This window comes from Vibrio sp. dhg (assembly GCF_003443775.1).
Classification (GTDB): domain Bacteria; phylum Pseudomonadota; class Gammaproteobacteria; order Enterobacterales; family Vibrionaceae; genus Vibrio; species Vibrio natriegens.
Window position 1 is genome coordinate 1,421,328 of record NZ_CP028943.1, and the last position, 21,569, is coordinate 1,442,896.

Annotated in this window: 14 protein-coding genes; 5 read left to right on the plus strand and 9 right to left on the minus strand. The window is 41.7% G+C overall.

Annotation, left to right across the window (positions count from 1 at the left end):
* Positions 1-119: 119 nt before the first annotated feature.
* Positions 120-1,034: a DMT family transporter gene (locus DBX26_RS06630; protein WP_020333165.1), complete on the minus strand. Its 915-nt coding sequence runs from the start codon at positions 1,032-1,034 to the stop codon at positions 120-122.
* A gap of 250 nt (positions 1,035-1,284) precedes the next feature.
* The gene (locus tag DBX26_RS06635) at positions 1,285-2,319 is read right to left on the minus strand and encodes a LacI family DNA-binding transcriptional regulator (protein WP_118118365.1); all 1,035 of its coding nucleotides are present in this window, start codon (positions 2,317-2,319) and stop codon (positions 1,285-1,287) included.
* 714 nt (positions 2,320-3,033) lie between these two features.
* Here DBX26_RS06635 and DBX26_RS06640 point away from each other — a divergent pair.
* The 4 genes from DBX26_RS06640 to DBX26_RS06655 all read left to right on the plus strand — a co-directional run bounded on the left by DBX26_RS06640 (position 3,034) and on the right by DBX26_RS06655 (position 9,979).
* Positions 3,034-4,419, plus strand: coding sequence for a PTS transporter subunit EIIC (locus tag DBX26_RS06640; protein WP_118118367.1), 1,386 nt, complete (start codon positions 3,034-3,036; stop codon positions 4,417-4,419).
* Between the two features lie 13 nt (positions 4,420-4,432).
* On the plus strand, positions 4,433-5,851 hold the full coding sequence (locus tag DBX26_RS06645) for a 6-phospho-beta-glucosidase (protein WP_118118369.1): 1,419 nt from the start codon (positions 4,433-4,435) through the stop codon (positions 5,849-5,851).
* A gap of 83 nt (positions 5,852-5,934) precedes the next feature.
* Positions 5,935-7,239, plus strand: coding sequence for a carbohydrate porin (locus tag DBX26_RS06650; protein WP_118118370.1), 1,305 nt, complete (start codon positions 5,935-5,937; stop codon positions 7,237-7,239).
* A 796-nt stretch (positions 7,240-8,035) separates the two neighbouring features.
* Complete coding sequence (locus tag DBX26_RS06655; RefSeq protein ID WP_118118372.1) at positions 8,036-9,979, plus strand: FAD-dependent oxidoreductase; 1,944 nt, start codon at positions 8,036-8,038, stop codon at positions 9,977-9,979.
* A 46-nt stretch (positions 9,980-10,025) separates the two neighbouring features.
* Here DBX26_RS06655 and DBX26_RS06660 read toward each other — a convergent pair whose 3' ends face one another.
* The 7 genes from DBX26_RS06660 to DBX26_RS06690 form a co-directional block, all read right to left on the minus strand.
* Positions 10,026-10,976 (minus strand): helix-turn-helix domain-containing protein, encoded by a 951-nt coding sequence (locus tag DBX26_RS06660; RefSeq protein ID WP_118118374.1) that lies wholly within the window; start codon positions 10,974-10,976, stop codon positions 10,026-10,028.
* 193 nt (positions 10,977-11,169) lie between these two features.
* Positions 11,170-12,132, minus strand: a complete 963-nt coding sequence (locus DBX26_RS06665; RefSeq protein WP_118118376.1) for an Lrp/AsnC family transcriptional regulator — start codon at positions 12,130-12,132, stop codon at positions 11,170-11,172.
* 154 nt (positions 12,133-12,286) lie between these two features.
* Positions 12,287-13,453 (minus strand): MFS transporter, encoded by a 1,167-nt coding sequence (locus DBX26_RS06670; RefSeq protein ID WP_118118377.1) that lies wholly within the window; start codon positions 13,451-13,453, stop codon positions 12,287-12,289.
* Positions 13,450-15,357: a hydantoinase B/oxoprolinase family protein gene (locus DBX26_RS06675; RefSeq protein WP_118118379.1), complete on the minus strand. Its 1,908-nt coding sequence runs from the start codon at positions 15,355-15,357 to the stop codon at positions 13,450-13,452. The genes DBX26_RS06670 and DBX26_RS06675 overlap by 4 nt, the downstream gene beginning before the upstream one ends.
* A gap of 20 nt (positions 15,358-15,377) precedes the next feature.
* The gene (locus tag DBX26_RS06680) at positions 15,378-17,477 is read right to left on the minus strand and encodes a hydantoinase/oxoprolinase family protein (RefSeq protein WP_118118381.1); all 2,100 of its coding nucleotides are present in this window, start codon (positions 17,475-17,477) and stop codon (positions 15,378-15,380) included.
* Between the two features lie 82 nt (positions 17,478-17,559).
* Positions 17,560-18,924, minus strand: coding sequence for a cytosine permease (locus tag DBX26_RS06685; RefSeq protein ID WP_118118383.1), 1,365 nt, complete (start codon positions 18,922-18,924; stop codon positions 17,560-17,562).
* A gap of 608 nt (positions 18,925-19,532) precedes the next feature.
* The gene (locus DBX26_RS06690) at positions 19,533-20,510 is read right to left on the minus strand and encodes a LysR family transcriptional regulator (protein ID WP_118118385.1); all 978 of its coding nucleotides are present in this window, start codon (positions 20,508-20,510) and stop codon (positions 19,533-19,535) included.
* Between the two features lie 84 nt (positions 20,511-20,594).
* On the opposite strand from DBX26_RS06690, the gene DBX26_RS06695 reads away from it, so the two are divergent.
* Positions 20,595-21,518, plus strand: coding sequence for a carbon-nitrogen hydrolase family protein (locus DBX26_RS06695; protein WP_118118387.1), 924 nt, complete (start codon positions 20,595-20,597; stop codon positions 21,516-21,518).
* Positions 21,519-21,569 lie beyond the last annotated feature (51 nt).

Consider the following 21,569-nt stretch of genomic DNA (forward strand, 5'->3'; position numbering starts at 1 on the left):
TTGCTGATAAGAAAAGTTTGAGGAGAAAAAATGTGATGTCAATAAACTAAACGCACTCACTTGGTGCTATTTTCACCTTGGGAGTGCGTTTGTGATTTGTTGTGTTCAGTGTTGGTGCGTTAACTTTCTAACTCAGTTTGTACTGTATAAGATTCGGTTTCGTTCGATTCTGAAAGAAGAATTGAACCGGTTACCATCAGCAGTGCAATTCCGTCTGTCATCGTCAGTGACTGGTCAAAGAAGATGATAGAGAAGAAAGTTGACGCTACAGGGATAATCGCAAAAGCCATACCAGTCGCACTTGCCGGAATTTTTGTTACGCCGTTGAAGAAGCAGAAGTAAGGGACTGCCCATACCAGAATACCGTAGTAGATCATGGTCACTGTGTTTTTGCTATCAAACAATAGTGACAGGTCAATGTCTTTGGTTTCAAGCAGAAACATTAGCGGTACAGTAAAAACCATGCCGGTAAAACATACGCCTGTCGCCATAGTTAGTGCAGGAAGCTGAACGTCATATTTCTTCGCTGCAATCACACAACCTGAAGTTGATAGTGTTGATAGTGCTAGTAGAACGATGCCGTAAATCGATGTACTACCTGATGTGTCACTTGAAGGAATTGTTAGAGCTAACACGCCTGCTATCGCTAACAGAATCGCAAAACCTTTTCGAGTGCTGAGTTTTTCTTTAAGCAAGAAATACGACAGTGTCAGTACTACTGCCGGAGCGATACTCGTAAAAATTGAGGCAGAAATTGCGTTCGAGTATTCGAATCCGTACAGTAGAAATGCAGTGTATAGTACAGCCCCAAGCAGTGACTGTAAGCTTATGATGGCCCAGGTTTTAAAGCTGAGTGAAAAAATAGCCGGAGCACCAGTCGCACGACCAATGATGTACAAAAACGCAAAACCTATTGCGAAGGTGATAGCGATGAATGTCCATACTGGTATGCTGTTCATTGATTCTGCTGCGATAGGGTAGCTAATACCAACCAGCAGGTAACACATTAATACGTTTAAGTATCCCATATTCATGATGATTTCCTCTTTCCTTGAGATGTAAAATCATCATGCCTCGATATTCTCAGGCTTACTTGGCTGTATCTGCCAAGGTGTGGTTTATTTAGGTCAAAGTTCTATTGAGGCGGTGGCTGTCATTCGATCTTTGGCAAGAGGAAGTTCCATAGCTCAATAGTGCCTAATAGCCACATCTTTGATGTCTTCTACGCTGAGTCTTCTGAGTACTCGGGATCAACAGCCTGGTATCTTGAGGTTATTTGGATATCTACAGAGTTATTTCTTTTATTGAATCCCGAAGTACAAGCTCACCGTGTATATCATCGAGTAGGTGTAAGTCACACTCTATGTTTTCCATTTTTTTGAAGAGCATCTTACAAGCGCGTTGCACAATGTCGTTAACCGGCAATTTAACCGAAGAAATCGAAGGATTTGTATAGGTAGATATATCATCATTACCAAAACCAAATATAGATATAGTTTCAGGAACTGGAATACCTTCCTGTTGTAACGCTTTTAGGGCACCTATAGCTATAGCGTCACTGTGACATGCAATTGCGGTAAACTCGACCTGACGTTGAAGTAATTGTTGGCAGGCGGTATACCCACCGTCAAAAGATGATGAAGCTTCTACGATTAAAAAAGGATCTATCTCTAAACCACTTTTATGAAGAGACTGTTTATAGCCTTCAAAGCGTTGTCTTGATGTGTTGATATTCATAGGACCACAGATATAGGCTATTTTTTTGTGTCCCAATTCTAGCAATTTGTTCACTGCTAAGCTTTCAGCTTCTACCTGATCATACCAAACGTAGTTGTTTGGCTTATCCGCCAATTTATAGTTGATAACAACGAGCGGAATAGGGAGTTCATCGATAAGGCTTGAAAGTTGTTCTTCACCATTACCTGCCTCAATATGTGAGGTTTTGTAGTACAAAATCCCGTCACAGCGTCGATCAACTAATTGGTTTATAGAGCGAATGCCACTTTCAATGTTATTGGTATCAGTTTGAGTGATGATCAAAAATTTGTTTGATTCTCTTGCCATAGCATGAGCCAGATCCATTATTTCCATGACGTTTTGAGAACTATGATAGCCAGAAGGAAGGATTAAGCCCACGCTATTGGTTGTTTGATTGGATAAAGATTGTGCAAGAATGTTTGGTCGATAATTGAGTTCCTCTATCGCTTTAAACACCGCGTCTCTCGTTGCTTGCGATATACGTCCTTTCCCGTTCATCACACGAGACACTGTCGTTTTAGATACTCCTGCTCGTCGGGATACATCCAACAATGTTGTCATATTTATCTTTCCAAAATTTCTAATGATGTGATTGTAGCGAAGAAGAGCTAAATGCCAAACAGGTAAAGCGTTAAATTTATAGATAGTCCATAAAACTTAGTAAGTTAGATAAATAAATATCGGTACGTTAAGGTTTACAGAATCGGGGGATTAATACCCATAAATTTATGGACAACCGGTTGTTCAGATTATAGGTTTTTCATTATATATCAATCAGTTATTTATTTGTCCTTTCAAATTTTTCTAACTTTATCTGACAATTATCAAATTGAATTCTATCTATAACAGCAATCTTTATGCAACCTGTTTGCATTTTGAACAAATATTTTTGTCTTATTGTGATTTTATTGTGACTCAAAGCACGAAAAATGTTCTTTTTTGTATTTTTTACTTACACTGAACAACCGGTTGCGCTTAGTATCCGATTTATGGCGACGAGGTAGAGAAATAGAAACTGAGCTTGGCTGACAATCACAGATCGTTAGGTCAGAAAAGAATTAGTTCTTTAAATACAAGGCATTAACGTTGTGAGGTTTTGTTTGTTCGCACCGGAATGTGACCATTTTCACTCGTTTCCTAATTGATGGTTTTGTTAGTTTGTCTCACAGAGACAATAAAATGGGTTAACTCAGTCAAGTCTTACTACTTAGTTATCTGTATGTTTGGGTACCAGGAACTTGATTAGTTCTTAGTTAGCTTTTAAAAGGAATTAGTATGGACAATAAGAAAATTGCCAGTGAGATCTTACCGCTTATCGGGGGTAACGGTAACATCGGCCACTTAACTCACTGTATTACCAGACTCAGAATCACACTGAACTCGTTTGATTCTGTAGATAAATCTTCGATTTCCGAGATTCCAGGCGTTCTCGGCGTTAATGAAAACAGTGGTCAACTACAGGTCATACTGGGTAACCGCGTTTCTGATGTATTTGAAGAACTAAAGGCTATTGTTTACGGAACGGATTCTTCTGCGACAGATGAAAGTAAACCAAGCAGTGTAGAAGCAGAGAAAAAAGGGCTGCTAGCAACGATTCTGGACGCTATTGCTGGTATCTTTTCTCCGATCATTCCTGCAATTGTCGGTGCCGGCTTATTAAAAGGCATTATCGTAATGCTCACCTCTTTTGGCCTTGTTCCTGCAGACAGTGAAACTATCAAAGTTCTCACTGTTATTGGAGACGCAGCGTTCTATTTTTTGCCCGTTATTCTTGGTGTGAGTTCTGCTCTGAAGTTTAAATGTAACCCATATATAGGCGCGGCTCTTGGCGGAATTCTCATCCACCCTCAATTGCAAGCATTGATGCAAAGTAGTGGTGATTTTATGCATCTATTTGGCATCCCACTTAAATCAACCCTTTATATGAGCTCAGTGTTACCGATCATTCTTACAATATGGTTTATGTCATACGTTGAGAAATTTTTGGCATCATTCGTACCTAGCTCTTTAAAAGGTGTTTTCCAGCCTGTGTTAACTCTTATGATCGTTGCGCCAGTAATGTTGGCTGTTTTGGGTCCTCTAGGCTCTGTTATTGGTAACGTGATTGCTTCTACTTTTATTCAAATATATAGCGTTGCGGGTATCTTTGCCGGTGCTTTACTTGGTGGTTTGTATGCGCCAATCGTTATTACTGGTATGCATTACGGATTCCTCCCTGTGATGTTTGAATCTATTTCGCAAACCGGCTTTGATTACATTATGGCTATTGGTATTGCGGCGAACTCTGCTCAAGCAGGTGCGACTTTCATGGTCTTCCTGATGACCAAAAATAAAGCATTTAAATCGATTGTAGGTGGTGCTGGTGTCAATGCCATTATTGGTATTACAGAACCTGCCATCTTTGGTGTAACCCTGAGATTGAAAAAACCACTTATCGCGGCGTGTATTGGTGGTGCTTTGGGTGGCGCTGTTATGGGGCTATTCCAAATTGGTTCTACCGGTATTGGTACTGGGCCACTAGCTGGATTGGCATTCTTCTTTGGTCCTAAATTTGTCTATTTCATTGTTGGATGTTTGGTGTCGTTTATCAGTGCAGCAGTGTTAACCAGACTTATTGGCTTTGAAGATGTAAAAAGTTCAGTTGTAGAAACAAATAAATAAAGACGAGATGTATATGAACAAAGACAAAGTATTTCCAGAAGGCTTCCTATGGGGTGGCGCTCTAGCGGCTAACCAATGTGAAGGTGCTTATAATATCGATGGAAAAGGCCTGTCTGTTGCCGATGTTCTGCCTAATGGTATTGCCGGTAAAATTATGGATTCAGATGAAGGTCATTATCCTTTTCATGATGCGATAGACTTTTATCACCGCTATAAGGACGACATTGCATTATTTGCCGAAATGGGCTTTAAGTGTTTACGTCTTTCTGTCGCCTGGACTCGTATTTATCCTAACGGTGATGACGCTGAACCGAGTGAAATTGGTTTAAAGTATTATGAAGATGTGTTTAACGAACTGCTTAAACACAATATCCAGCCTATGGTAACCATTTGTCATTACGATATGCCGTTAGCTTTGGTTAAAAAATATGGTGGTTGGCGTGACAGAAAACTGATTGACCTTTATGTTCGCTACTCAAAAACTCTATTTGAGCGTTATAAAAATCAGGTGAAACTGTGGTTGACGTTTAATGAAATCAACATCATTTCTCACTTCCCATTTACTGGTGGTGGTTTGTTGTTGGACGAGTCTGATGAAAATCGCGAACAGATTATCTATCAGGCAGCACACCATCAATTTGTTGCCAGCGCGTTGGCTGTGGGTGAGTGTCATAAGATAATACCGGATGCGCAAATTGGTTGTATGTTAGCCTTTATTCCATTTTATCCGTATAGCTGTAATCCGGCTGATGTTCAGGCGGCTTACGAGCAGCAACAAGAGCAATTATTGTTTAGTGATATTCAGGCGCTAGGTGAATATTCTAATTTTGCCAAAGGCTACTTTGAGAAAAAAGGCATCAAAATAGAGTTTGCAGAAGGGGATGTAGAAGCGCTGAAAGATAACATGGTCGATTTTGTTAGCTTTAGTTACTACATGAGCTGTGCGTACAGTGCTAACCCTGAAGATAAAGAAACCACGGATGGTAACATTCTTGGTGGCGTTAAAAATCCTTACTTAGCGACTTCTGATTTTGGATGGCAGCTCGATCCTCAAGGTTTGAGATACACGCTTAACGTACTTTACGATAGATATAAAAAGCCTCTGTTTATTGTCGAAAATGGTCTTGGAGCAATAGATACCATTGACGAGAACAACCAGGTAAATGACGACTATCGAATCGAGTATTTGAAAGATCATCTTATTGAAAGTAAAAATGCCATTGATGATGGTGTCGAACTTCTTGGTTATACAAGTTGGGGACCTATTGACATCGTAAGCTCATCTACTGGTCAGCTTAAAAAACGCTATGGATTTATTTACGTCGATATTAATGATGAACGTGTTGGTACATTAAATAGATATAAGAAGAAAAGTTTTAATTGGTATAAAGAAGTAATCAGTACCAACGGTAAATCACTCTTTAATAAATAACTTAAATTCAGTAATTAATATATATTCAGCGCCTGTGTAGAGCAGGCGTATGAATTCTTATTGCATATTTATAGGGAAATAAAATGTTATTAAACCAAAATAAATTAATTAAATGTATATCTTTAGCTTTGGTTTTAGGCTCCAGTAGCAGTTATGCCGTTGACTTCCATGGATACGTTCGTGGTGGTGTATTTACTTCAACAAACGGTGAAATGAAAAGTTATCGCTTAAACAATTTAGGAAGATTTGGTAATGAAGTTGATGGTTACTATGATATAGCATTACAGCATCAAATTTTCAGTGATGATACCGAGCGTCGGTTTGATATTCGTGTTGATGCTGAGGGTAATATGGATATGCGAAACAACTGGGAGTCAGTGGGCGTTGACTCATCTTCTGACGATGAGAGTTTATCGTCAACCAATAACCCGATGGCAATTACACAGTATTTCTTAGAAGGGTATGGATATATCCCTTCTCTACCTGATGCTTCCGTTTGGGTAGGTAAAAGAAGTTATAAGTCTCGTGAATTGCAAATGTTTGACTATAAACTAATCGGTGTATTTGGCCCTGGTGCTGGTATTGATCATATGAGTATTGGACCTGGAGACTTATCTCTAGCTTGGATACGAAACGATTCTTATGCTGATGTGAAAGTTTCTGATTCAGAAGCAAGTAATACTTTAAATAATACTAATATATTAGATATTAGGTATGCGAATTTACCTCTGTTTAATGATGTAAAAGGAGAGGTTTTAATTGACTATGCTCTAGTGAATAAAAACGATGCGCAAAAATATAACGAAGATAATGGAATAAATTATAAGTCGGAAAATTCATTGCAGACTTCGTTTATTATTACTGCTCCTTTAGACAATGGGTTTAACGAAACTGTTATTCAGTATGCGGATCATGGTTTTGCACCTAATATGGTGAATCATGGTTATTATCTGCAGGCAAATTCAGATTTTGGTAGTGCTAAAGGCTTTAGGGTAGCCAACTATGGTGAAGAGTACCTGTCGGATAACATTATCGCCAATCACGCTATCGCTTATGCCTACGCTGATAATTTAGGTGATGGCTTAGGCTATGATAAGGCTCAAGAATTATCAGTAGCTTTCCGTCCCGAATACATTTGGAATAAATACAGTAAATCCGCCATTGAGGTATCTTGGTTTGGTCGTGAAGAAACGTCTGGCTCAACAACTGAAGAATACCAAGGCCATAAAGTAACGCTAGCACAGGTTCTTTCAGTTGGTGAAAGCCAATTCCTGAGACCTGAGATCAGAATTTATTCTACATATCTAAAAGCGAATGATGAAACGCCTTTTGCTGATAACAAGGATAGTCAACTGAGCTTTGGTATACAGATGGAAGCTTGGTGGTAAGTCCATAAATGTTAAGTTTTAGAAGCTGTTATTGCACTGAATAATTATTAGCAGTACGTGGAACTCATCCATGGCAGCTATAATTCAATACAGATTTTAATCGGACCATTCCCCCCTAGTTGTCCGATTATTAAAAGTGTCTAAGAGTACAACCTACCTAGAGAGGCTAAATAGCTCCTGAGGGCCTCTCTAGTTATCATATATTTTGGCTAATCTTACTCTATTTAAAATATTCCTATTATACGTTAAACCTATCATTATAATTAACCCTACCAAGTACTATGGAATATCAATGAGCGTGATCGGGTGTATTATTAAAAGAAATATAAGTTTGATAACACAGTTATTAAAAGCGACTAAGACTTAAATACACTTCTTCAAATCAGATATGATCGCATTAAAGCTCTAAACATATTTTCTCATCGTCCTTTCCGCTATACCTATCTGAATTATTTATGCCCCTTTGTCATTAAGCAACTAGCGAAAGATACGTTTCTTTTGGTCGAAATTGACCTATTTTTCCTAATGTACGGTTATATTCTTACTTCGGTACGGTGTTTCAGATAGACATGACAATGTATTATTGATGCCATACCTGTATTTTGCAGTGTAGAACATCTCAATATATTAAGCGGGCATCGTCTGTTAAGAGGTAAACCTTTACCATAAATTGATCTAAATTAACGTTTGTGAGTAATGGCTAATTTGTCATAGTCGAATGGCTTTTTTAGACGAGTTAACCTGTCAGCAAGTTCTTACTATGTCTCCAGATTAAGAAAAACGTTCTGGAGTGATTATGAGCTATACAAATCTACTGAAGCCAGGTCAGATGGGCCCAATTAGCATCAAAAACCGTATTGTGATGCCAGCTATGGAAATTTTGGCGGCTGGTTTTAATGGCGAAATGTCAGATGATTTAATCAAGTATTATGAAAAACGCGCCAAAGCAGGTACTGGTCTAATTGTCACGGCTTATGCGAGTGTGGATGACGAATTTTCTCAGTCGTTTGCGGGTGCTCAGTTAAAACTTACCGATCCTCGTCATACTGCTGGTTTTACCAAGCTTGCAAGAAACCTGCATAAATACGATACCAAAGTTTTTGTACAAATTTATCAGGCTGGTCGTCAGGCTGTACCGTCGAAAATCACAGGTAAGCGTATTGTAGCGCCAAGTGCTGTTGGCTTTTCTCTTTACGATCAAATTCCTGAAGAGATGACAGTTCAAGAAATCGAAAGCTCGGTACAGAAATTCATCCGTTCAGCTCGAATCCTCAAAAATGCCGAAATTGATGGTGTAGAAATACTGGCAGCTGGTGGCTATTTGATTAACCAGTTCCTTAGCCCATACAGTAACAAACGTACTGACCAATATGGCGGAAGTTTTGATAACCGTATTCGTTTCCTTACTCAAATTATCCAGGGTATTCGCGCAGAATGTGGTAAAGAGTTTGCGATTAGTGTTCGCTTTAGTGCCGATGAGTTTACTGAAGGTGGTTACGGCCTTGATGAAGGGGTACGTATTGCGAAACGTCTTGAAGAGTTGGGCGTTGACGTATTGAGTGTTAATAACGCAAACCAGGAACACCGTTACTACATCATCGAGCCAATTACGATCAAAACCGGCTGGAAGTCTCACATTATTCGTACTATCAGCGAAGCTGTAAACATTCCGGTTATGGCGACTAACGTGATTAAAACACCTGATCAAGCTGAAGAGATGTTGGCCGATGGCTTGATGGATTTTGCTGCGATTGCCCGCGGTATGATGGCTGATGATGAATGGTCTCGCAAAGCCTATGAAGGCCGAGGCAATGAAGTTAAACCATGTATCGGTTGTTTATACTGTCTGGATCAAACCGCAAAATTCCAGCGTAGTATCTGTGCCGTCAACCCAACAGTTGCCCGTGATAATGAATTCCCTCCACTAACACGTGACCTAGAAGGTAAAGTTACTGTAGTTGTTGGTGCAGGTCCTGCCGGTATTGAAGCTGCGATGGTTCTTGCCAAACGTGGATGTGAAGTAACGATTTTCGAGAAAAACAGCTACCTGGGCGGTGCAGTAGAGTTAGGTGCACGTACGCCTGATAAAGAAGTTTTATCTACACTGATTGATTACTATCGTATCCAAATCGACAAACTTGCTATCACGGTTAAGTTCAATACAGTCGCTACTGCTGATATGTTATTGAGCATGAATCCATACGCAATCTTTGTTGCGACAGGTGCGGAGCCAATTATTCCTCCTATTGAAGGTGTTGCTTCTGACTCTGTTTATACAGTGGACAAGGTTCTTCATGAAGAATTCTCTATGGCTAACAAAAATGTCGTAGTGATTGGCGGTGGTATGACAGGGTGTGAAGTGGCTGAACATTTAGCACTACAAGGCAATTCAGTTACTCTTGTTGAAATGCAGGAAAAATTAGCTGCAGAAGTTTCTCCAGATAATCTATTTACCGTGTTGAAGAATCTGGATAAACACGATGCATCCATACTGCTTTCTCACCGTCTGGAGAAATTCGAAGAAGGGCAAATTGTGGTTAATGATTTGGCTAATGGTGAACTTAAAAATATCCCGGCAGACGCTGTTGTACTGTCTTTAGGTAACCGCCCTGATAAGAACTTATTTAGCGAACTGCAATCTTGTCACAATAAAGTGGTTGCGATTGGTGACTGCGTGAAACTAGGGCGTGTGGCTCAGGCGGTACAAAGTGGCTTCGAGAAAGCTTATGTTCTTGAATAAGTAGCACAGAGTGAAGATGATCCGCCTTCTTATCGAAGGCGGATTTTTATTTACCTTTCTGGTTATTCGTTCTTACCATACTTGGTGATTGACCAAACTGTCGTCTGAATAGTCGACCGAAATGTGATACATTGTTAAAGCCATTCATTAATGCAATATCAGTAATTGAACGGTTTGGCATACTGGTTAACATTTGGTGAGCATTAGTCAGTCGTGTTGATTGAAGCCACTGCATAGGTGTTTCACCCACTTCTGCAAATAGGCGGTTCAACGTTCTTATTGAAATATGTTGTTCTTCCGCAATGGTTTTCAAACTGAGCTCATTGTCGAGTAGGTTTTGCTGCATAAACGTCTTAATATTATTTAGCAATAACTCGTGGCGAGTATCATCTGCCAATTTATTCGTGGCATGCCTTAGACAAGTGCTCAATAAAGATGTGATTGGTTCAGAAAACTCGCAACAAAGACTGTTGTCCGATTCGCTACTAACACTATAAGCACTTTGCAAAAACGAAGATATCGCGCTGGCATAAGGAGAGCCTTTAGGGATGATGGTTCCCCCTAACTTATCTACACGAGGCAGTTTCCCTTCTAATAAAGTACGAGGGATTTTATAAAAAATAGAACGATAGTAATTCGGGTACTGATAGAGATAAGGGTAGGCCGAGTCATGGATAAGAATGTCTCCTTCGTTTTGCCTCGCTTGTCTGTCGAATTGGGTAAAATAGCCCGCACCTTTCAGCATCACTGATATGAAAATATCATCTTTATGATCCTGACGAATGTTATGTAATGTCCTTTCGTAGTCAACGCCTTGAGATTCAATATGACTGAGTTCAGTAAGACCAAATTCGGTTATTTCAGCCCTGGCACTGAAGCCATTTCTGAGCAATATGTTATGGCAAGGCGCGTAGACCTCGGAAACAACGTCATTCCAATAGCCCACAATTTCTTTAGGCTTTAAGTGTTCCGTTGATATAACGGTTGTCGCTTCCATTTCTGCTCCAAGTACTGCTCGTACGGCGATGAACGCATATTATACCAAACACAGAAGGACTTAATTGATCTTATTCATAAATTGAATTTCAATATTAACTCTGATTCATATGGTGTGAGTCATTAGTTTATGAAAGACATTGTTTAACGCTAAGTGTAAAAACGTCAAACGCTATATGGTTAGCTTTAATGCACTATAGCTTAAACGATGCGGGGAGCTTATCTACGGCAACTTGAACAAGCAATTCGCTTTCTATTGCTGACAAATCGCTATCACACAGTCTTTGAGCTAGTATTGCCAGTTGTTCTTTGGAACTTACGCTGACTTCTCCTACATACTGCCTTGAGCCTGTACATGAAGACAATATTGAGACTTCTTGCATTTCAGTTAACAGAGGCCTTAATTGTGGGCCACCTTTTACAAGCAAGATAGCCAGACAAGATTGTTCAAAAATTAGGTCATCGACCACAATCGTCGAACGTATTACACCTGAGTCAAACAACGCCATACTGCGGCGTCTAACTATGCCATAAGGACGGTTAAGCCTTTCAGCAAGCTCTCTGAATTGTATTCTCGGAGTGTTGATAAGCTCACGAATGATGTCGAAATCTTCTTCGGACAAAGATAAATTATCTAATACTTCTGAGCTTACTGATGGGGAGCGCGTATCTTGACGCCACTTGTCAATGTGAAGCATTGGCCAAACTTCAACATTGGTAACGTTTGGTGCACAACGAAGTTTTTCGACGATAAACTGATGTGCAGAAAAATCGGATTCACTGACCATCTCACCAAAAAAATCAAAACTTCCTAATGTTCTGGCAAGGTGAATAATCTCTGCTTGTTGATTTGCCCAGCGAGTAAATTCATCCGGGTCACCCTGAATTTTTACTCCGATTGATATCCGTGTAGATTTCCCAACCAGAGCGGGATCAACCAAAGTTACCAATTGTATTACTCCGTCTTTAATCAGCTTTTCAACTCTTGAACGTGCGGCATCTGCGGAAAGAGAAATCGATGAACCCAGTTCAGAGTAGGATAAACGTGCATTTTCTTTTAAATATTCAACCAGTAACTTGTCTTTATCGTCAATTCGTTCAGGCGTTTTTCCTGTTGTAGCGTTCGTCGGAGTATTGGCCAACCGATTTCCTTTCATTTTTTTAACTTTCCTGGATTGAGAGCTCTATACACAAATAAGATTGATAACAACAGTTCACATACTATCGTTGTTTTCTCTCAAAGCGCAAGAAGAGACAAGGAGTTGTAGAGAGGGAACATAGGGTGGCATACGACTATGTCACCCTATGGGTTTAAATCATCTTGCTTCGATATTTAAATGCTAAAGTTGCGGAAAAGAGCGTTAAGACGACAACTAAAGTCGCTATTACAACCATTGCACCACTTGTTCCCATCGTATCGTAGAGAGGCCAGGAAGCAGCGATAGAACCACCTGAAGCGCCATATCCTACGGTGTTTAATATGGCATATGCACCTCTGAGTTTTGGAAGAGGCGTTATGCGTCTGACCAGCGTGAGTCCGACTAATTGCCCCAACCCCTGAGAGGAACCACTTAGTATCGCAGAGATGAAAAACGCGACAGGCGAGTCAATATTGGTACCAATAACCAGTAGTATTGCTCCTATCCCCCCAACGCATAGCCCAATACTTGCCTGAGTCAACGGGGAAAGTTTTGAAGCCAGCATCTGAGCGGTAAATGCAGAACCAAAAACCAGAAATACCAGCAGACCGGATAAAGACGCGCTATTTAATCCAAGCGTATGCTGTAAATATGAAGGTCCTACAGACATGTAAATCGCACTGGTTATATAACACGAAGCAAAGATCAATGTGATAGCAACAAATAATCCTGTTTGCTTAGGTTGTGGAACGTCAGAGCCTGTATCTAGATTCTTGGTATTTTGGTGCCTGAAATTGGCCGCTTTTCTTAATTTGTCATCATTAAACAGTGCAAATGCACCGATAACCAGTAACACCGCTTCGCACATAAACACGGTCTGTGTCGGCTTTGGTAAAAAGTCGGCAAACAATCCACCTAATAACGGTCCGAAAGCTAAACCAATGGATATAGCCAATGATCCGACTAATGCAGGTTTTCTGTGTTTATCATTTTCGAGAATCGCTGTGACTGCAGCAGGGCCACATGACACAAAGATACCAGCAGCAATGCCGCTTAAAAATCTTGCCAACATGAGTACAGTTGACGAGTCGGCACAGGAGAATAATACAGCAGCGCAAAAGCTCACTGCTGTACCTCCGATAAGAGAGGCTCTCCAGCCAATCTTATCGGCAAATCTTCCTAGCCCAAGAAGTCCTATCAGCACGCCAGCTTGATAAAGCGAAAACAACAACGTAATGGTCGATGTTGGATATCCGATTTCATTTTGCCATAACGGGTAGATAGGAGATGGCATATTAGACAACAGGAATATGCCAAGCAACATGGCTGCAGGGATCAATATTTTTCCTCCGTACTGGTAGTTTGAGTAAACCAGTTAGGTGCAACCCAAGTCTGGCGACCATCATCAAATTCTGTGGTACTAGCCATTCTCATTTCAGCTCGAAGTGTTTCTGTTGCTGGAATATTGATGTGAAGCGTTTCGTAACGTGAAGGATCACCGTTGATAACGACACCATAAGCTGCTTTTGCACGCTCTATACTAATATACTCGTCCATGACATCTTCTAGCACCTGCTCTGGTTCGCGGAGTAATGGTGAACCATAGCCGCCAGCGCCAGAGCCAAGCGAAAAAATCGTATCTTTGGCTGCGAGTTTCACTTCAGCCACAATGTCATTAACTTGAAGACTTTCACCATTTTCCTTAACTATCCAGGATTCAGGTCCGGATGCAATACCACCACCATGTACACCTTTTGGTCGGTTGTCGACGCCTTCTAAGTAGTAGTGAGATTCGGCTCCTGCCAGTCGAGGACCATAAGCTGAAATAGTACCTGTTGCTCCACGGAAGTTACCTGCGCCCTCTGAATCAGGACGCACAGTTGCATGCTGCCAAACGACAAGAGGGTAGCGTTGTTCAACAATTTCAGAGGAGTCAATACGTGGAATACCTGCCCCCATAATGGTTGCAAATGCCAGCCAGCCATCTGAATCGGCTGTTGCAGGACCGCCAGAAGAACCTGAAAAAATCTGCAGAATATATTCTTCATTGTCACGACGCGGATCTGTTCCAGAGACAACGGCCTCATGTGGCGGACAGCCCAGAGGTGGCTCTGCTGCACCAATATCCTGCTCTGACATGGATGAAATACCTGCTAAAAGCATACCGGTAACACGGTCAGTGATTGTTCGGGTTGCCGCAGAACATGACGCCGGATGACGCGGAATACCGACCACGCAGTTTTCTCTGACGAGGACTTCAATTGGACGATGGCTGCCTGAGTTATTCGGTACATGCAATGATGATGCATTTTTGTCGGTATTGAGCGCCATAAGAACAGCGGTCACAGCATTATTTTTTGATGTGGCTTCGGTAAGGTTTAAGCCTGTTGGAATACAGTCCGGATTATTTCTCAGATCGATGACGACTTTACCTTCTTTAGGCTTAATATCAATCGTTGCCTGAAGATCTAACCCATCAGGAAGGCCTGGGAAGGCATCCATGTGAGTTTTTACTTTTATGTGGCCTTCTGGCAGTTTTTCGATACCAGCCATCGCCATTCTTTCACCATAGTCAAGCCATTCTTTTACAAACGCACGAACCTGTTCGATGCTGTCTAATGATTCACAAAACGCCTGTAACCGTTTTTCAGCCAAGCGAAGAGCACCTAAAGAGGCAAGGTAGTCACCATACCAGGTATCAAAGGAGCGGATACGTAGTTTAGCAATGCCGATAATGTCCTCTATGTCGGAAAACTCAGATTGAACTTTCACACAAGGAAAGATGATTGCACCTTCTTCATAGACATCTTTCGCTTTAGGCATGTAAGTGGTTGGTAAGGCACAGCCCGCGTCGACCTGGTGAGCTTTTGCCAGTACAGTGAAAACATGTTCTCCCTGATAAAATACCGGAACCATCAAAGTGTGGTCTGCTGCGTGCGTACCGCCATCATAGGGATCATTGTGCAGGAACGCGTCGCCTTCTTTAAAATTAGGGTGCTTACGTGCCATTGTTTGGCTGACCAGTGATGAACCGTAAACGTGCACAGGGATAGCACCCGGAGCAGACAATAACTCGTGCTCGCTGCTGTTGATTGAACATGAAAAGTCTCTCGCAGCCATTGTAGTCGAACGGGCTGTGCGAATCATAGAATTTGTCATTTCACGGGTGATACTATGTAGTCGGTTAGCCATGATACTTAGCGTAACTGGGTCAATTTTCTTCGTTGTTGTTTGGTTTACCATGATTACAGTTCCTTGTTATCTTATTTAAGTGAGATGAGGTAATGAGTTGCACGAGTTAAAGCAACTGCACCTGGCGGGAGTACGATAGTCGTCGTCGGTTCTTCGATAACTGCCGGGCCTTCTATCGTCACATCACTTGGTAGCTTTTCTACCCGATATACCGATCCCTGAATGGTTTCATTGTTGAAGAACATTTCTCTATATGTTGGTTCGATAGCGGCTTCACTATTAGAGATCAGGGGCATAGCAAGTGATGGCTTTTGACGGATTACTTTGCCCTCTGCTCGCCAGCTGACAATCTCTATTGGGGCGCCTGGCTGGTTAACCGAGAAGTATTTAAGGTGAGCTTCATCAAATTTGTCATGTAGTGACTGCAGCGAACTATCAAGGCAGAAGTTTGGAGAGTCTCCAAGCTCAACATCTATTTCAGACAGTTGTTGATCATAGCGAGCTTCAATCACGACATTTCGTGTTCTCTCGCCTGGATTTTCCACTTCGTCAAAGAAAGCCTGAAGTTGTTCGTTGAGTTTGCTTACCACCTCATTGGCACTTTCTCCGTTGAAGTTATTGGTGGTCATATATTGGCCAGCAGACACGGTGGCACTAATGTCGGTACACTGACCGCCCACAGCACTCAGACCTGATGCGAGACGAGGAATGATGATATTTTTAATACCCAAATCCTGAGCGATGCGAACTATATTCATGCCTGCGGCACCACCACCGGCGACCATAACACAATCCCTTGGGTCGATACCCTGACTGATCGTCATATCGGTAGTGAAGCCACGCATGTCTTCTGAAGTGATTTTCAGTACAGCTTCGGCACTATCTTCAATTGAAATACCCAGTGGTTCAGCAAGTCGGGTTCTGAGCGCTTCGCGTGCCGCTTCTAAATCAAGCGTCATACGACCACCGAGGAAGTTGGAAGGATCTAAGTATCCCAGAACCAGCGCTGCATCTGTTACTGTTGGCTCTTTACCTCCACGGCCATAACAGGCTGGACCCGGATTCGCACCAGCACTGATAGGACCAACTCGAACAAGGCCACCGTCATCGATATAAGCAATCGAACCGCCACCGGCACCTAAGGAGCGAGTATCAACAGCAGGTAGCCCAGTCATATGACCGCTCCACTCTGGACCCAGCCATTTATCTCGACTGTAAGCAATTTGTCCGCCAGAGGTTAAGCTAACATCGTAGGAAGTACCACCTGTGTCGACGACAATGATATTTTTGTCTTTAGCTAAAGGTTCTGCCAAACCGTATTGAGCGCCTGCAACGGGAGCCAGTGCCGGGCCTGAGTCAATGGTTTGTATTGGTCTGTCAGCCATTTGTTCAAGGCTCATAACGCCACCACTAACATGAGTCACCATTAATGGGTCACCTTTAAAGCCAGCTTCTCTGAACCTATGTTCCAGGCTTTGTAGGTGTTCTTTCATTAGTGGTTTAATTGATGCGTCAATCGCAGTTGATGAGGCACGGCGATATTCACGTACTACGTTATTCACTTGATGGCTAAGTGAATAAGAGACTCCCGGTAATTCTTCTTCAATTAATTCACCAATACGCAATTCATGGTTTGCGTTTGCGGTAGAGAAAACCAGACAAACTGCGATAGCTTCGACGTCAAGTTCTTTTAGACGTTGTAAAACATCGCGTACGGAATCTTCATCTAAATCAACCGCGACACTACCGTCTGCAAGTATGCGTTCTTTTACTTCAAAACTTAGTCTTCGAGGAATATAGGCTGTTGGGTAAGGTGTAGACAGGTTATATGGGTCTTCTTTACCACCTTCACGATATAAAAGAACGTCTCGGAAGCCTTGAGTAGTAATAAAAGCAGTTTTTGCCACTTTACCTTCAAGGACGGCGTTAGTTGAGCGTGTTGTTGAGTAGACAAATACCTGGCTCTCTTCCAGCAATTCAGTTAACGTCATGCTATTTTCTGTAGCCGCCAGCTCAATGGAGGCTGCGATACCGTTAAAAAGGTCATCAGGAGTAGACGGTGATTTATACAGACCAATCACACGATTTTGGTCTGACAGGATTAAATCGGTAAATGTACCGCCTGTATCTACTGAGATAGTAAATGGTGGTGTTAGCGTTGATTGATTCATAATATCCCTACTTTTTTCTTTGTTAACTTATCGGTTGCGTGCCATTTTTTGTCACGCATCCGATAGTTAATTCCCTGATTTGTTAGTTACGTAATGGATTAGCTACTGCCTGGCTTTTTGTTGCTAATGCGGTAAGCGGTGTAACGATGAGTGTGATCCCGAAGGCGACGAAAGGTGCGATAGTGGCTCCGAATGGACCAGCAACACCAAATGAAAGTGGTAGAGCAACAACTAGAGCGGCGACTAACGCAATCAACCCGGTAGGATTCACGCTTGGAAGCTGCTTTTTGCTATATAAAAAGTCTTCTGGTACGAGTTTCAGCATGTAACGGTTGATAAGAATGTCGGCGAAGACGATACCAACCCATGAAATTAGGAAAATTCCCCAGATACCTAAAACCATGGTTGCTTTGCTATACAAGTCAGCAGTCAGAATGACTACACACATGATGCATGAAATAACCACCCACCAGAATCGTGACAAATTGATGTTGAATAGACGATTGGCAACAGTGGCTAAACCAACCGCTGCGGAATAGACGTTATTGGTATTGATACGAGCTTGAGTAATGATGATAAGCAGTACACCAAAAGCGCCAAAAGCGTGCGTGAAATACACGGCAGGGTCAGATTCCTCGAATGATGCCCCCAACCATGCCCCGAACAATAAAGGAACAAGGAAAGTGAATAGCGTAAACACTGGACCCATCATAAAACCGCCAGCTTTAGCGTGACGGGAAGGGATAAAACGTCCGAAGTCACTCGCGGTTGCTGCAATGCCCGAGATACCAAACATTGCGACCATGACTTGAAGAATTGGCGAACCAGCCGCTTCGTTGAATTGAGAAGATGGTTGTAGAGACCAAAACTCTGGAGCGCCACCTGTATTTAGTGCTTCGAATGCGATAAGTACAAAGAATACTAGTAAAACTGGAAGTGACCACGACATAATTCGGGTAACCAGTTTGACGCCAAAACAGGTAAGCGGGATGAAAATTAAACCACAAGCTACTTGTAGAAGTAACAGAGGTATTTCGGGGAAGTAGGCATGGACAGCGTTGATCATGATGCCACCTTCTAAACCAAAATACAGAAGGTTATTGGTTGCAAAGATGATGGCAGTGACCGTCGAGCCCATATAGCCAAACCCACAAGCTCGGGTAATTAAGTCAGAATTGAAGCCGGATTTTGATGAAAAATTGACCCACACATAACTAATGATCCCTACGATAACGGCTGTTGAACTAGCTCCAATAATGAAGTTTTTTGTGCCAAAAGAATGTACTAGTTGAGCGCCAAGTGAGAACCAAATTAGAGCCGTGGTAATACCTAGCATTACGCTAAAAATAGATAATGCTCCCACCGTTTTTTCTGCTTCTGGTACTGGAGCATTTGCATATTCATCCGCACGATCATCTTGTGCCGATTGTGATTTAGATATGTCCATTAGAAATTCCTTTTCTATGAGTGAAAATATAAGTACTGCCCTTGTTAAATATCCTTGTTGTTAATTGCCATGGTGATAAAAACACTGGTTTAATTGGTTGTCAATGAAAATAAAGCTTGTTTAATGTATTTTTTAGTTTATTTTCTGAACTTTAATTGCATTAATTTTGGGCGAAAGTTGCACTGTAATTGAGCATATGCACCGTGTGACTTTTAATATGAGAAATGAGTTGTAGTAAGGTTAAATGCGTACAGAAGTTGATTTATCAGGTTTACATTGTGTTTATATGTAGCCCTGTATCTGCGAATTGCGGCGAAACTGAATTGATGGGAAATGCACTACTGTTGGGAGAGTTGTATCGTCAAAAATCAAAAGATAACTGGTCTTACCTATTTGATGTGTGTTCGGTTTTTTAAGGCCGTTACGTAATGACTCTCAATACACCAATGAGGAGGGGCGTATCAACGCCCTTGATGGGTTAAATGTATTTGTGATGAATGACGTTGCTGGCGAAGTAGCAGAAACACCGGATGTTTCATTTATGGAGGATTTCTTTCTATTAACCGTAATGTTTTAGTTATCCTGTCTTGGCCCCTTTGACTAATATTTCATTGGTGTTTGGTTGACCCCTGATCTAGCTTGTCAGTCGTAGAAAAACTTAGATCCAGACTAGACTCGCTGAAGGCTTCTTTAACCGAGTTTATGACTTCTAAGATTAAACTATCTTTTGCACGTATTTTATGCCAACTAACGGACACTGGATAGTTATCAAATTTCAGCGGACAGGGGAGATTAACTAGTCCACAGACATGGCTGATCGCTTTAGCCGCGTGGCTAGGGACCGTTGCTAATGTTCTTGGTCCTTTGAGTAAAAATGGTAAGGCGGAAAAATGGGTTGTTGCCATGGATATATTGCGCTTTTGCCCATTTCTGGAAAGTATGTCATCGACGATTCCTGTTAGACCATCTCCTGATACAAGTAAATGATTCGACGCTAAATAGGTTTCGAGAGAGAGTGTTTCTTTTGTTTCGGTAAAAACGAAATCGTTACTAACAAGACATGAATAATTTCCATAAGCGATGAGGTCGCTATGTATTGAGGAGGAGTGTAGGTAACTGGAGGTGATGGCAATATCGATTTGCCGTTCTACTATTGCATTAATCACTTTTTGGCTATTCGTTTGCCTAAATACGACCTTTAGCATTGGATATTTCGACTTAATTTTTTCCGCCAGTAGAGGGCCGATGGATAATTCAAAATCATCAGACAGACCTATTATAATCGACTGGTTCGCATAATTTAGCTCACTTTCGGAGAGATGGTTTAGCGTCGAAAGAAAGTTATCTAATGAGTCAGCGATAATCGGTTTAATCGCATGTGCTTTGCTGGTTGGTAGCAGTCCCTGACTATTCCGGATAAATAATTGGTCATCATAAATTAATCTCAGTCTCTTCAGCGCAGCACTCACCGCTGATTGAGTGACGGAGAGTCTTACCGCAGCTCGACTGGCACTGCCTTCGTCGTATAAGGCAAGAAAAACTCTAAGCAGATTTAGGTCGAACAGACCATTATTATTTTTATTCATACACGATAGAAATCAGTTGTTATTCCCTAACCAGCATGTATCGCTGAGACTAATAAGTAGATGTCAACTATCTGGAGAGCCATCATGACCAAACATATTGTTTCAGCACTGCAAATTGGATCAAAGGAGTCTGGTAAGAAAGACACTTTGCAGTCAATCCTATCTTACGAAAATGAAATTATCCAATCTAAAACAGAGCTCGTAGTCATGCCGGAAGCTTTGTTGGGTGGATATCCTAAGGGAGAAACGTTTGGAACGTATTTAGGATATCGTCTTGATTCCGGACGCGAGGCTTATGAGCGTTATTACGACAATGCGATTACTGTTCCGGGAGAGGAAACTGATGAGTTAGTAGCTCTCTCAAAAAGAACGCAATCTTCAATTGTTATTGGGGTTATTGAGCGAGATGGGTCTACATTATATTGCACTTCCCTTTATATCACACCCGAAAGTGGGCTAGTTGCCAAACATCGAAAACTCATGCCTACAGGTACGGAACGCCTAATCTGGGGGCAAGGAGATGGCTCAACTCTGGCTACGGCGGATACTGGGTTTGCTAAGATTGGTGGCGCAATCTGTTGGGAAAACCATATGCCGTTACTTCGTATGGCTATGTACGCTCAAGGAATAGATATCTGGTGTGCACCGACTGTTGATGAGCGTGAAATTTGGCAATGTAGTATGCGTCATATCGCTCACGAAGGGCGTTGTTTTGTTGTTAGTGCTGTACAGGTGCAAGGTTCGCCAGAGCAAACAGGTAGAACTGCGGAAGGATGGGATTCAAATCGCCCCTTTATTAAAGGTGGCAGTATTATTGTTGATCCACTAGGTAACATATTAGCAGGCCCGATGTATGGAGAAGAGGGATTACTGACGGCGGAGATCGATATGTCACAAATAACCAAATCTCGCTATGATTTTGATGTGGTAGGGCATTATGCGCGACCTGATGTCTTCTCTTTACAAGTGGATGTAAGTGAAAAAAAGAGTGTAACAACTAAATCATAATCGACCTTTACGTAGTTCAGTTTTGGTCTTGAGTGTAAAAAAGAGAGAGCG

Excerpts from the sequence above, each read along its gene's own strand:
- DBX26_RS06685 (WP_118118383.1), bottom strand. The coding sequence starts at position 18,924 with ATGGACATATCTAAATCACAATCGGCACAAGATGATCGTGCGGATGAA.
- DBX26_RS06630 (WP_020333165.1), bottom strand. The coding sequence starts at position 1,034 with ATGAATATGGGATACTTAAACGTATTAATGTGTTACCTGCTGGTTGGT.
- DBX26_RS06695 (WP_118118387.1), top strand. The coding sequence starts at position 20,595 with ATGACCAAACATATTGTTTCAGCACTGCAAATTGGATCAAAGGAGTCT.
- DBX26_RS06640 (WP_118118367.1), top strand. The coding sequence starts at position 3,034 with ATGGACAATAAGAAAATTGCCAGTGAGATCTTACCGCTTATCGGGGGT.
- DBX26_RS06645 (WP_118118369.1), top strand. The coding sequence starts at position 4,433 with ATGAACAAAGACAAAGTATTTCCAGAAGGCTTCCTATGGGGTGGCGCT.
- DBX26_RS06650 (WP_118118370.1), top strand. The coding sequence starts at position 5,935 with ATGTTATTAAACCAAAATAAATTAATTAAATGTATATCTTTAGCTTTG.
- DBX26_RS06660 (WP_118118374.1), bottom strand. The coding sequence starts at position 10,976 with ATGGAAGCGACAACCGTTATATCAACGGAACACTTAAAGCCTAAAGAA.
- DBX26_RS06675 (WP_118118379.1), bottom strand. The coding sequence starts at position 15,357 with ATGGTAAACCAAACAACAACGAAGAAAATTGACCCAGTTACGCTAAGT.
- DBX26_RS06680 (WP_118118381.1), bottom strand. The coding sequence starts at position 17,477 with ATGAATCAATCAACGCTAACACCACCATTTACTATCTCAGTAGATACA.
- DBX26_RS06690 (WP_118118385.1), bottom strand. The coding sequence starts at position 20,510 with ATGAATAAAAATAATAATGGTCTGTTCGACCTAAATCTGCTTAGAGTT.
- DBX26_RS06655 (WP_118118372.1), top strand. The coding sequence starts at position 8,036 with ATGAGCTATACAAATCTACTGAAGCCAGGTCAGATGGGCCCAATTAGC.
- DBX26_RS06665 (WP_118118376.1), bottom strand. The coding sequence starts at position 12,132 with ATGAAAGGAAATCGGTTGGCCAATACTCCGACGAACGCTACAACAGGA.
- DBX26_RS06635 (WP_118118365.1), bottom strand. The coding sequence starts at position 2,319 with ATGACAACATTGTTGGATGTATCCCGACGAGCAGGAGTATCTAAAACG.